Raw genomic sequence first — 12,159 nt, forward strand, 5'->3', positions numbered from 1 at the left:
AACATGAGTCGCCAAGTATTTTGCCGTAAATATCAAAAGGAAATGGAAGGTTTAGACTTCGCTCCTTTCCCAGGTGCTAAAGGCCAAGATTTTTTTGAAAATGTTTCTAAACAAGCATGGCAAGAATGGTTACAGCATCAAACTACGCTCATTAATGAAAAGCGTTTAAACGTGTTTGAACCAGAAGCTAAAAAGTTTCTGGAAGAACAACGTGAGAAATTCTTCAATAATGATGAAAGTGTAGAAAAAGCTGAAGGCTGGAAACCAGAATAATCGGTTTGTTTTAGCTTAATCATCATTAAAAAGGCGGGTCTATATACATAGATCCGCCTTTTTTTACGTGAAACTTACACAAACATAAAAAGCCTTACATAGAGCGCACAGGACTCTACATGACATCAAAAAGCGAAGAACTTAATATCACTCTATAGCAAGAAGAACACGATCCCTGTCGTGTTTATGCACTTGATTTTCTGTCCTGAACTTCCCCCCAAAGTTCGGGACATTTTTTTATCTATTATTTTTAAAAATAAAAAGGCCTTGCTTCAAACAAGGCCTTTAAATATTTCAGCTCAAGATTACTTTTCGTGGACTTTAGCTTCAATTTCTTCAATTTTGGTATGACGAGCATCAAAGCCTTTGGCCATATAAATCACTTGCTCAGCAATGTTACGAGCATGATCGCCAATACGCTCTAATGAACGTAAAACCCACATGACATTAATTACACGAGCAATATGACGCGGGTCTTCAATCATATAGGTCATTAATGTACGTGTTGCTGATTGATATTCACGGTCAATGTCAGCATCCGCTAAAAGTACACGTAAAGCTTGATCTGCATCTAAACGTGCAAAAGCGTCAAGTGCATCATGAATCATGACACGAACTTGGTTACCAATATGACGTGTTTCCATGTAGCCACGCGGTGACCCGCCCTCTTCACACAGGTTTTGTGCAATACGGGCAATTTTCGCTGCTTCATCACCAATGCGCTCAAGGTCAGTATTGGCTTTGCTCATGGCAATAACCATACGCAAATCAATCGCTGCCGGATGACGACGCGCCAAAATCAACGTTAAGCCTTCATCAATATCACGTTCATATTGATTGACTGCATTATCTTTAAATTGAACATCAATCGCTAAATTTGCGTCGGTATCAAGTAAAGAATGGATTGCATTTGCAACCTGCTGTTCGACCAAGCCACCCATGGTCATAAACTTTGTGTTTACATCTTGCAAATCTTCATTAAATTGAGAAGAAATATGATGGCTTAACACCGGATTACTCGGACTCAAGGGAAGCCTCCAACATGATGGCGCGGGAATAAAATGATTGAGCATTAAAACACAGCAATCATTAAGTTTTTATGACAAAATTAAATTTCAGATAAAAGCATTTAATTACTGATAAGTTAACCAGCTATTAAGCTCAACCAGATCCTTTTCACCTAACTGGCCTACCGCAGCTTTTAAACGAAGCACATTCAATAAATAGTCATACTGAGCATTAAGATAATCCTGTTTTGCAGAAAAAGCATTACGCTGCGCCAATAAAACATCAACCATACTTTTTAAGCCTTCGTTATAACTCGCTTTTGAAGCTTGAGAAACTAAAGAAGATGAATCCATTGCAGCCTTTCTTGCTTCAAGTTTGGCTTGATCTGTGTCTACCTGCATAAACGCACTTTTCACATCGACATTGGCACGGCGAATGGCTGCATCAAGTTGTGCCTGCGCTTTACTGACTTCTACAGTGGCTTTTTTAATTGATGTTCGGGTTCGTCCACCATTAAATAGATTCCAGTTCATTTCTACCCCGACCTGATCAAATTTTCCGTCAGTCGAAATGAGCGTCTCTGGTGTTTGTTTAGTATAGCCATAACTTGCTACGGCATCTATTTGAGGATAAAGCGCTGCCTTTTCGACACGGCGCTGATCTTCACTATATCTTTGCTGTAAACGGGCTTGCTGGATCTTTAAGTTTTTTTGCTGCGCCAAAGAAAGCCAGTCATTAAGTTCTGCTGGATAAGGCTTTTGAAAATTAAAATCACTTCGCAGTACAGCGAGTTTATCTTGATAAGAACCAATATATTCAGAAAGCTGCTCTTGGGCTAAAAGTAATTGAACATTGGTTGAAATACGATTGGCTCTGGCATTTTGATATTGAGCATTTGCTTCACTTACATCACTACGTGCCACCAACCCTTCTTTGAGTTTAGCATTCATCATATTGAGCTGTTCAAGCAAAGCTTTTTCTTCTTGTAAGTATGCAACACTCAGTGCCTGCTGACGCAACACATTAAAATAGGCTTCTGCCACATTTAAAACATGATCTTGTTTTTGCAGTCTTAAGGTAATTTCACTTAAGGCAACCGAAGTTTTAACTTGCTTATAACCTTCCCAAGCATCCATTCGAAATAATGGCTGACGTGCAGTGAGAGTGGCTTGTCGAGTCGTTGATGTATTACTTACCAAAGCATCTGACAGGCCTTCTTGATCAACACCCGGAAAGTTTGAACGTTTTACAGTTTGTCGATTACGAGTAATGTTTCCAGACAATGTGACAGTGGGTAATAATGCCCCCGTTGCTAAGCCTAAGTTCAGTTGATCTGCTTCAAATTGTTGTTGATTGGCTTGCCACGTCGGGTCATTTTGTTTTGCGCGCTCATAAGCTTCAACCAAATCTAGAGCAAAACTCGAAGATGCAAAACTCCAAAGGCCAACAGCGACCATTAATTTTATTTTCATTGTTCAAATCAACGATAAAACTTGCCTTTAAGACTAAGAAAAATTCAAATCAAACTCAAGCCATTAAAAGTTTTAGTTTTTTAAGCGTTCTTAGTTTTTGACAAGATTAAAATACAAATAAAAATCAAAAACATGCCTATCCAACCTACCCATGAAACATGCTCGCCAACCAAAACAATCGCAAAAATCGCAGCCACTAAAGGTTCAAATAAAGTTAAGGTTGTCGCTTTGCTGGCATTTACTGTTTTTAGACCAAATCCAAAAAGTAAATAACCAAAAAACATAGGAATCAGCATCATATAGCCAGCCACAAGTAGATTGGTTGAGCTTTGTAGTAACCCTCCACCTGTAATCAACAAAGTAGGCAGTAAAATAACCGCTCCACCGCCCATAATCATACCCATTGCAGCTTTAGCAGCAACACCCCGATCTATTAATCTTTTCGCGGCCCATGAATAAAGCGAATAAGTTGTAGCAGCGACCAGCCCAAGAAAAATACCGAAAAATTTATTCCATTGATTTGTACTCTCTTGAACCGCATGACTTTCGCCCATCGACAACATACTTACCCCAAGCACACCGCACACAAAACTTAGAAACCAGATAGCCGATAAAGCTTTGCGATCAAAGAATCGTTCTAAAATTGCTGCGATTAGTGGAGCAGTACCAATTGAAACCACGGTGCCAATCGTAATGCCTGCATAATACATTGAAGAATAAAAAGCCAAGGGATAAATACCCACCGCCGCTATGCCTAAAAGCAGTATTGAAAGATTTTCCCTTATAAACTGACGGTTTTCCCGTATTGCTCGTGATGCAACCAAAGCTTGTAAAAGACCTCCACCGCCCATCGCTACAGCGCCAATAGCAAGTGGGCCAAGTGTCGGTGCAAATGCTGCCGCCGTACCTGTTGTTCCCCACAAAACAGAAGCAACTAAAATTGCAATTGTGCCTCCATAGCTACTATTTTTAATGAGGCTAATCATGTGGACATTCTCTATTTAAAATGTCTTCTGCCATTTGTTTTGCTAATAGAAGTTGACGGCTGTTTCCTTCTAAGCCTGCTCGTGCCATAGAACCCTCTAAAAGAAAAGAAAGCTGCGTAGCCACATAGTTAACGCGCTGTAACTCTGGGATTAATTTTTTTAAATGCTCAGCAACAATAGCCTCCACTTCTTCTTTATGCTGCCTTACAGAACTACGCCCTGTACTATTGGCCGGAAACTCAGCCGCAGCATTCAATAACCCACAACCTCGAAAGCCTTTTTCATAGGCAAATTCCGCATGGTCTTGATAGGCATCAAATACGGCCAAGATGGCTTCTTTAGCTGTTTTTATTTTTTCTAAACGCTTTTGGTAGAGATCAAGCCACTCTTGATGGCGTGCAGCAATGTAGGCATCGACAAGCTCACCTTTTGAAGAAAAATTATTATAAAGCGACATCTTCGCAACATCTGCTTTAGCCGTAACTGAGTTAATTCCAGTTGCAGTAATACCATCGTTATAAAATAAGGTTGCTGCTGCATCGAGAATTTTCTGTCTTGCTGTTTTATCATTCATAGTTTTTACTTAAGTAGACCGACCTACCTAATAATAAAGATTTCTAACAATGATGCAATCTTTTTAAGCGTTATAATTTGAGCAATATTAATTTCTATAAAAGTACAATGATGAAAAAAGTTCTAATAATGAGTATGTGCGGTGCACTACTTTTAGCTGGATGTAATAAAACATCAGAGCAAGATCAAGCTGTACCTAAAGAGCAAAAACCAACTGAGCAAAAGGCCACTCAAAAACAAGACAGTAGCTGCTTACAAATTATGGTAGCTATGCACACGATTAATCAAAACAGCAAAATAGAAGACTTAAATCAAATTAATGAAAAGCTTAAAACCTGTGTTCCTTCTTTAAAAAATCATGAGCAGCTTAAGCTGATTGATGCATCAACTGCCATGTATCAACGTTTTCTAAAACAAGACTACACTGAAAAAACAGGTAGAGCTTTTGAAGCATTTGGCTATGCCGTTTTAGAACAGAAACAAGACCTTAAAAAGGTTATTCAAAGTCAGAAAAAGCTCTTCGCCCAACTTAGCCCACGTGATCAATATTTACTTCAACATGAAGGCCAAGCCTACATTGACCTGCTTTATCAAGGCGAAGGCATGTTTACCTATCGACGCCAGCCAAGCTATTTAGTTGACATTTTTTCCAAATCCTTACCTGCGGACCAAAAAGAGTTTTTAACTCGTATGGCGAAAGACAATCAGGATATTTTTTATAATGATGGTGCGTTGGCTATTTCATGGAAAGAGCTCACTGAACGCGCATTATTTTGGGAAAAGTTTATTCAAAAGTATCCAAAGAGCCACTTTATTGATGATGCAAAACTACTATTTAATGAATATCGTTATTTTATTTTCTTTGGCTTAGACAACACGCCAGTGTCAGATGAATATGCGCCGAACACATGGTTTGATAAAGATGCGCTTCAGCAAATTCGGTTTCTCTCTACACAAAATGAGTCGAGTTTAGCCAAACCTGCTCAACTGTTTCTTAAGTTTATTGCTACGCCTATCGATGAGCGTAATAAGCAATTTAAAATAGATTTAACTGATAAAAATGGTGATAAAAAATCAAATTATCAGATGACTCATGAACAACTTGAGCAGCTCTTAAAATTTGATTCGCCATGGAACACGGAAGTCTATCGTGACTGCCATATGGATGCGGTTTGTATAGATACAAATTGACAATGCCAGCCAACCTAAAACATGTTAGTCTTTAAATCGCTTGACGGAGCGCGAGTAATAGCTCGCTGAGATTGTGTAAATTCCGTGTTATCGCAACACAAGTTTGATCACAAGTACCGTTGAACCTGATCAGGTTAAGACCTGCGTAGGAATCAAGCCATCTGAAAACTTACAGCCTTAAATTTATCTAGTTAAAGATAAATCCGCCATCGTTTTTGGTCGTGCTTGATTCGTTGATGTTATTCATAAGGATCATGTGATGAACCAGTTAACGAATCTTTCTTCTGCTGAAATTTCAGCACAACATGAACAAGATGCAAAAGATTTAACCCGCGTCTTACCCGCTTCTAAAAAAGTTTATATTGAAGGCTCTCGCCCTGACATTCAGGTTCCAATGCGGGAAATTTCTTTAACCGACACGCCTACCGGTCTTGGCGGTGAACATAATCCTCCTGTTATGGTATATGACACTTCAGGTGTTTATACCGACCCAAATGTTCAAATCGATTTAGACAAAGGTTTACCTTCAGTTCGCCAAAACTGGATTGAAGAACGTAACGATACTGACGTACTTTCTGGCTTGACCTCAAAATTTGGTCAGGAACGTTTAAAAGACATCCGTACCGCTGATATTCGTTTTGCCCATATTCAAAATCCACGCCGTGCTAAAGCAGGCAAAAATGTCACTCAAATGCACTATGCCAAGCAAGGTATCATCACACCTGAAATGGAATATATTGCAATTCGTGAAAATCAACGCCAGCGTGAAGGTGTTGATATGCGTCAGCATGCTGGACAGAATTTTGGTGCAAAAAACTTAAAAGAAATTACACCTGAATTTGTTCGCCAAGAAGTTGCTGAAGGTCGTGCGATCATTCCTGCCAACATTAACCACCCAGAACTTGAGCCAATGATTATTGGTCGTAATTTCTTGGTTAAAATTAATGCCAATATTGGTAACTCAGCACTTGGTTCTTCAATTGACGAAGAAGTTGCAAAAATGACGTGGGCAACCCGTTGGGGTGCCGACACCATTATGGACTTGTCGACAGGTAAAAATATTCATGAAACACGTGAATGGATTATTCGTAACTCACCTGTTCCAATCGGCACAGTACCGATTTATCAAGCACTTGAAAAAGTTGATGGTGTTGCAGAGGACCTGACTTGGGAAATCTTCAAAGACACACTGATTGAACAAGCTGAACAAGGTGTTGACTACTTCACCATTCACGCAGGTGTATTACTTCGCTATGTACCACTTACAGCAAACCGTTTAACAGGTATTGTGTCTCGTGGTGGTTCAATCATGGCGCAGTGGTGTCTAGCACATCATGAAGAAAACTTCCTATACACTCATTTCGATGAAATCTGTGAAATCATGAAAGCTTATGACGTTTCGTTTAGCTTAGGTGATGGTTTACGTCCTGGCTGTATTCAAGATGCAAATGACGAAGCACAGTTCAGCGAACTTAAAACACTAGGTGAGCTTACTCACCGTGCATGGGAACATGATGTTCAGGTCATGATTGAAGGCCCTGGTCACGTACCAATGCACATGATTAAAGAAAACATGGACCTTCAGCTAGAAGTGTGTAAAGAAGCGCCATTCTATACACTCGGGCCATTAACGACCGATATTGCTCCGGGTTATGACCACATTACATCTGCAATTGGTGCAGCCATGATTGGTTGGTACGGCACAGCAATGCTTTGCTATGTCACACCAAAAGAGCATTTGGGTCTACCAAACAAAAAAGATGTTAAAGACGGGATTATTACCTACAAGCTTGCAGCACATGCCGCCGATCTTGCGAAAGGACATCCGGGTGCACAGGTACGTGATAATGCCTTATCAAAAGCACGTTTTGAGTTCCGTTGGGATGATCAGTTCAACCTAAGTTTAGACCCTGATACAGCACGTAGTATGCACGATGAGACCTTACCAAAAGAGGCTCATAAATCTGCTCACTTCTGTTCAATGTGTGGTCCAAAATTCTGTTCAATGAAAATCACTCAGAATGTACGTGACTATGCCAACAACCTCACCAATAACGATTCAGAGGTTGAAGAAGGCCTCAAAGCGATGAAAGAGGTTTATCAAGAACAAGGACAAAAACTGTATCATAAAGTGTAAATATTCAAAAAAAACACTTGCCTAGCCCTGATTCTCGGTTAGGATGAAATAAATAGATTTCGTCCTGACCGAATCATGAGTATTGTTGAACGTCCAAGTTATACATCTAAAGATGTCGAAGTAACATCACGTGAATCTCTATTCCGTGGTTTTATTCAAGTTGAAAAAGTCAGCCTTCGACATCGTCTATTTAATCAATCTGAATATACTCATGTATTGCAGCGTGAACTCGTTCATCGGCCTGAAGCAGCTGGTGTTCTACTCTACAACGATCAAAAACAACAGTTTGCACTGATTGAACAGTTTCGTGTTGGGGCTTTAGATGACTATCATTCCCCATGGCAGCTAGAAATAATTGCAGGTGTGTTAGATGGTGATGAATCACCAGAAAGTTGTATTCGACGAGAGAGCCTTGAAGAATCAGGTTGCGAAGTTCAAAATTTAGAGCATCTATTTAGCTTTTACCCGTCAGCTGGTGCTTGCTCAGAGTTATTTCATCTCTATGTTGCTGAAACTGAATTACCCGCTGAAGGGGGTGTATTTGGAGTAGATGATGAGGGTGAAAATATTCAATTACACTTATTTAATTATAGTGAAATCCAAACTCTACTCGACAGCGGACGTTTAAGAAATGCTCCTGTCATTATGGCATTACAATGGCTGGCCCAACACAGCAAAACGATAATAAACCCGAAGAGGTAGGACGGTGACTTTTCAAGTCTCAACACTTTCACAAAAAGACCATGTCATTATACAAATTACCGATACCCACCTATTGGAGTATCCGCATTTAGAATTTGTGGGTATGAATCCTGAAGAAAGCTTTCATGCCATTATGCAACAGATACTTAATAAACATCCTGAAATTGATGCAATTATCCATACTGGGGACCTAGCTCAGGCACCAACGCCTATTACCTACAAACGTTATATTCAATATATGCAAACGCTTGGTCTGCCCTTTTTTCAGACCTTAGGTAATCATGACAATGTTGACCATTTCCCATTGCATAAAGAGAATCATCAGGAACCTGTAGTTATTTGTTTAGGAAACTGGCGGGTTATTTTATTAAATAGTGCGGTTAAAGGTCATATTGATGGGCATCTATCAGCAGAACAGCTAGACAGCTTAACGAATTTACTTGAAGAGTATGCAGATAACCCGATTTTGCTGGCTTGTCATCACCATCCTTTTGCCATGAAGTCAAAATGGATTGATCATCACAAGTTACAAAATTCTAATGCTTTGCTTACAGCATTAACGCCGTTTAAAAATGTAAAAGCTTTAGTCTGCGGGCATGTTCATCAGGACTCAATAAACACTTGGCAAGGGATCGAATTTTTCTCTACACCCTCGACAAGTGTGCAGTTTAAACCCTTTAGCAATGATTTTGCTTTAGATCAAAATGCTCCCGGCTATCGTTACATTCGTCTAAAAAACGATGGTAGTTTTGAAACCGAAGTCTTCCGTCTTGAAAATTTTCAAGGCCATATAAACACTGATATTTCAGGCTATTAGCCCTATTTCTTATATGCTTATATATAATTATGACTGGGGTAAACACGTTTTGAAAATATTTACGGGTCGGAATGACTATCATCTTGCAGGAAAAATCTATATGATGACGACCCGATGGGAAAATCCCATCGATGGTTTTCTATAAAAACACTTGCATATCACCATATTTTTTGCGTATAGATAATACGTGTATGATGAGGAATGCCCTATTATGGCGAATGACAACCACAACCAAGTTTTGGATGAACATACAGAAGTTGTAGTGGAAGGTGACAAAGCTTCTGCAAAACGTGCACGTAAAGTGAAACCTAAAACTTCTGACATAGGCACAACTGCAAGTTTATTTGGTATTGCACCTTATCAACCTAAGAAAAATGAAGAGTACATGTCTGAAGGACAGCTCGAGCATTTCCGACAAATTCTGCAAGCATGGAAAGCTGAATTAATGTCTGAAGTTGATCGTACTTTAAATACGATGCAAGACGAATCAACTGCACTGCCAGATGTAAACGACCGTGCTACCCAAGAAGAAGAATTTGCAATTGAATTACGTACACGTGACCGTGAACGTAAGTTAATTCGTAAAATCGAACAATCTATGGAAGCTATTAAGAATGAAGACTACGGTTTCTGTGAAACTTGTGGTATTGAAATCGGCTTACGTCGTTTAGAAGCACGTCCAACTGCAACGTTATGTATTGATTGCAAAACTTTGGCAGAAATCAAAGAGAAGCAAAATAACGGTTAATTGTGACTGTTGATAATTCTCCAGCCGAGCACAACTCGGCTGTTGTGCAGCAGTTAAATCGCCTGCCAGAAAAGCATAGCTTTTCTCTTGCGCAGCGGCGGAACAATGTTCCGCTTAATCGCTGCTCATACTCAGGTCGGTTTGCGCCATCGCCAACCGGCCCTTTGCATTTTGGATCACTGATTACTGCTGTTGCCAGCTATTGCGATGCAAAAGCCCATCAAGGCAAATGGCTCGTTCGTGTCGAAGATACAGATATCCCTCGTATTTATCCCGGCAGTGAAGAGCATATTCTCACATCACTTGAAGCCTTCCAGTTCGAACCTGATGCAGAGATCATCTTTCAAAAAAATCGTTTAGACATTTATGAAAGCGTATTAGACCAACTCAAAAAAGAAGGTCTTATCTATGCATGTCAATGTACCCGCAAAATGCTTGGTTCAAATGCAATCTATGCAGGTACTTGCCGCGATCTCAATCTTGATTTTCAAGGTCAAGCGATTCGGGTAAAAGTTCAAGATCAGCAGATCTGTTTTGATGACCGATTGCAAGGAGTACATTGCTCCAATCTACAACACGATCTTGGAGATTTTGTTCTTAAGCGCCGTGATGGGATTATTAACTATCAACTTGCGGTCGTCGTGGATGATTATTTACAAGGTATTACCCATGTCGTTCGAGGCGCAGACTTATTAGATAACACCGAACGTCAGATCTGGTTAAGCCAGCTTCTAGGTTATCCTCAACTAAGCTATATGCACCTTCCCCTTGCCATGAATAACCAAGGACAAAAGCTCTCTAAACAAAATCTAGCTCAAGCACTCGATTTATCAAAAGCGCCTGAATTACTTCAAAAAGCGATACTGGCCTTGGGACAACCCAACGTTGATTTAGATCAACCTAGACTGATGCTCAAACAAGCTGTAGCACAGTGGAATGTTGATTTGATTCCCCATGGGCAAGAGCTCAGCGGAACATATCTATAAATAATAAAAAAGCCCGATATCAAATCGGGCTTTTTAAACTTCTAAATACTCAATTAAAAGTTCGACTCTTCTCGTTCTGGGTTGACTTCTTGTGTTGATGCATCAATCTTTAAGATTAAGCTAATCATCGCAGCACACATCATTAAAGACGTACCACCATAACTAATGAATGGCAAAGTCAAACCTTTCGTCGGCATTAAACCCATATTCATGCCCGCATTTACCAAAATCTGGAGCAAGAAAATAATACTAATGCCGTAAGCTAAATAGCCTGCACGAAGGTAATGATGTTTCAAAGCACGGTGACCAATTTTGATACAACATGCCAGCATCAAGAAAGACAAGCCAATAACAATAGAAATACCCACAAAACCAAACTCTTCACCTAGCACTGCCAGCATAAAGTCAGTATGCGCTTCAGGTAAATAAGATAGTTTTTGTACACTGTGCCCTAAGCCTGTACCAAACCATTCACCACGGCCAAAAGCCATTAATGCATTTGATAACTGATAACCCACACCCAACGGGTCTGCCCATGGGTCAGTAAACGAAATCAAACGCTGGAAACGGTATGGTTCAAATAAGATCAAAAACACGATACCCGTGACAATCGCACCAAGCATGATTAAGAACTGAGTTGGCGGCGCACCCGCTAAAAAGAACACCCCAACCATCATCATGACAATAACGACCGTTGCCCCCAAGTCAGGCTCAGCAATAATCAAACCGACCGTGATTGCCATAACCCCACTTAAACGCAATAAGCCTTTCCAATGAGTACGAACCTCTTTGGCACGGCGCACAACGTAGTCTGCGGTAAAGATTGCCATCATGACTTTGGCAACCTCGGTTGGCTGCAATGTAAAGCCACCGATCTTAATCCAACGTGTAGAACCGTTGACTTCCGAACCCACCACTAAAGCAGCAAGCAACAGAACCATGGTTAATAACCACAGCGGGAAGGTATTTTTAAACCACGTATTCAGTGATATTCGATAGGTCAAATAAGCCACTACACCCGCAGCGACAATCGAAATACCATGACGAATCACATAGTGAAATGGGTTTTCATGCATATATTCAGCATAGGGCATCGAAGCGGACGCCACCATCACTGAACCGATACACAACAATGCAACGACACAGAAAATCAGGACATTACGTGGCGTCACTTCCGCTGGCCATTTAGGCAATATCCGTTCATACCAATGATTGATTTTCTGGATTGTGGTCTGAGCTAAGCCTGCCATACTACATTCCTAATCA

Annotated in this window: 12 protein-coding genes and 1 riboswitch; of the genes, 7 read left to right on the plus strand and 5 right to left on the minus strand. The window is 40.3% G+C overall.

Annotation, left to right across the window (positions count from 1 at the left end):
* Positions 1 to 3 precede the first annotated feature (3 nt).
* Entirely contained in the window at positions 4 to 273 is a 270-nt protein-coding gene (locus RMA94_RS02055) for an oxidative damage protection protein (RefSeq protein ID WP_000089995.1), read from the plus strand.
* Between the two features lie 305 nt (positions 274 to 578).
* Here RMA94_RS02055 and phoU read toward each other — a convergent pair whose 3' ends face one another.
* The 4 genes from phoU to RMA94_RS02080 all read right to left on the minus strand — a co-directional run bounded on the left by phoU (position 579) and on the right by RMA94_RS02080 (position 4,313).
* Positions 579 to 1,301, minus strand: a complete 723-nt coding sequence (phoU, locus tag RMA94_RS02060) for a phosphate signaling complex protein PhoU (RefSeq protein WP_000075183.1) — start codon at positions 1,299 to 1,301, stop codon at positions 579 to 581.
* A gap of 105 nt (positions 1,302 to 1,406) precedes the next feature.
* Entirely contained in the window at positions 1,407 to 2,738 is a 1,332-nt protein-coding gene (locus RMA94_RS02065; RefSeq protein ID WP_233735310.1) for a TolC family outer membrane protein, read from the minus strand.
* A gap of 95 nt (positions 2,739 to 2,833) precedes the next feature.
* Positions 2,834 to 3,739 carry an EamA family transporter gene (locus RMA94_RS02075; RefSeq protein WP_311081647.1) on the minus strand — a complete coding sequence of 302 codons (906 nt, stop codon included), beginning with the start codon at positions 3,737 to 3,739 and terminating at the stop codon, positions 2,834 to 2,836.
* Positions 3,732 to 4,313 carry a TetR/AcrR family transcriptional regulator gene (locus RMA94_RS02080; RefSeq protein WP_284086935.1) on the minus strand — a complete coding sequence of 194 codons (582 nt, stop codon included), beginning with the start codon at positions 4,311 to 4,313 and terminating at the stop codon, positions 3,732 to 3,734. The genes RMA94_RS02075 and RMA94_RS02080 overlap by 8 nt, the downstream gene beginning before the upstream one ends.
* A gap of 107 nt (positions 4,314 to 4,420) precedes the next feature.
* Here RMA94_RS02080 and RMA94_RS02085 point away from each other — a divergent pair, with 107 nt between their 5' ends.
* From RMA94_RS02085 to gluQRS, 6 genes are all read left to right on the plus strand, one after another.
* Positions 4,421 to 5,503 carry a hypothetical protein gene (locus RMA94_RS02085; protein ID WP_311081648.1) on the plus strand — a complete coding sequence of 361 codons (1,083 nt, stop codon included), beginning with the start codon at positions 4,421 to 4,423 and terminating at the stop codon, positions 5,501 to 5,503.
* A 34-nt stretch (positions 5,504 to 5,537) separates the two neighbouring features.
* Positions 5,538 to 5,672: riboswitch (TPP riboswitch) on the plus strand.
* Between the two features lie 90 nt (positions 5,673 to 5,762).
* Positions 5,763 to 7,640: a phosphomethylpyrimidine synthase ThiC gene (gene thiC, locus RMA94_RS02090; protein WP_311081650.1), complete on the plus strand. Its 1,878-nt coding sequence runs from the start codon at positions 5,763 to 5,765 to the stop codon at positions 7,638 to 7,640.
* Between the two features lie 75 nt (positions 7,641 to 7,715).
* Entirely contained in the window at positions 7,716 to 8,342 is a 627-nt protein-coding gene (locus RMA94_RS02095; protein ID WP_060466384.1) for an NUDIX domain-containing protein, read from the plus strand.
* 4 nt (positions 8,343 to 8,346) lie between these two features.
* Complete coding sequence (cpdA, locus tag RMA94_RS02100; protein WP_311081652.1) at positions 8,347 to 9,159, plus strand: 3',5'-cyclic-AMP phosphodiesterase; 813 nt, start codon at positions 8,347 to 8,349, stop codon at positions 9,157 to 9,159.
* Between the two features lie 211 nt (positions 9,160 to 9,370).
* Positions 9,371 to 9,907, plus strand: a complete 537-nt coding sequence (gene dksA, locus RMA94_RS02105) for an RNA polymerase-binding protein DksA (RefSeq protein WP_002121205.1) — start codon at positions 9,371 to 9,373, stop codon at positions 9,905 to 9,907.
* Positions 9,908 to 9,909: 2 nt separating this feature from the next.
* On the plus strand, positions 9,910 to 10,893 hold the full coding sequence (gene gluQRS / locus RMA94_RS02110) for a tRNA glutamyl-Q(34) synthetase GluQRS (RefSeq protein WP_311081654.1): 984 nt from the start codon (positions 9,910 to 9,912) through the stop codon (positions 10,891 to 10,893).
* 53 nt (positions 10,894 to 10,946) lie between these two features.
* On the opposite strand, the gene ftsW is transcribed toward gluQRS, so the two are convergent.
* Complete coding sequence (gene ftsW, locus RMA94_RS02115) at positions 10,947 to 12,143, minus strand: putative lipid II flippase FtsW (RefSeq protein ID WP_005079447.1); 1,197 nt, start codon at positions 12,141 to 12,143, stop codon at positions 10,947 to 10,949.
* Positions 12,144 to 12,159 lie beyond the last annotated feature (16 nt).

Source organism: Acinetobacter sp. V115_6, from assembly GCF_031799025.1.
In the GTDB taxonomy this organism is placed as follows: Bacteria; Pseudomonadota; Gammaproteobacteria; order Pseudomonadales; family Moraxellaceae; genus Acinetobacter; species Acinetobacter pittii.

Coding starts and splice junctions, on each gene's coding strand:
- RMA94_RS02055 (WP_000089995.1), top strand. CDS start 4: ATGAGTCGCCAAGTATTTTGCCGTAAATATCAAAAGGAAATGGAAGGT.
- RMA94_RS02065 (WP_233735310.1), bottom strand. CDS start 2,738: ATGGTCGCTGTTGGCCTTTGGAGTTTTGCATCTTCGAGTTTTGCTCTA.
- RMA94_RS02075 (WP_311081647.1), bottom strand. CDS start 3,739: ATGATTAGCCTCATTAAAAATAGTAGCTATGGAGGCACAATTGCAATT.
- RMA94_RS02080 (WP_284086935.1), bottom strand. CDS start 4,313: ATGAATGATAAAACAGCAAGACAGAAAATTCTCGATGCAGCAGCAACC.
- RMA94_RS02085 (WP_311081648.1), top strand. CDS start 4,421: ATGATGAAAAAAGTTCTAATAATGAGTATGTGCGGTGCACTACTTTTA.
- thiC (WP_311081650.1), top strand. CDS start 5,763: ATGAACCAGTTAACGAATCTTTCTTCTGCTGAAATTTCAGCACAACAT.
- RMA94_RS02095 (WP_060466384.1), top strand. CDS start 7,716: ATGAGTATTGTTGAACGTCCAAGTTATACATCTAAAGATGTCGAAGTA.
- dksA (WP_002121205.1), top strand. CDS start 9,371: ATGGCGAATGACAACCACAACCAAGTTTTGGATGAACATACAGAAGTT.
- ftsW (WP_005079447.1), bottom strand. CDS start 12,143: ATGGCAGGCTTAGCTCAGACCACAATCCAGAAAATCAATCATTGGTAT.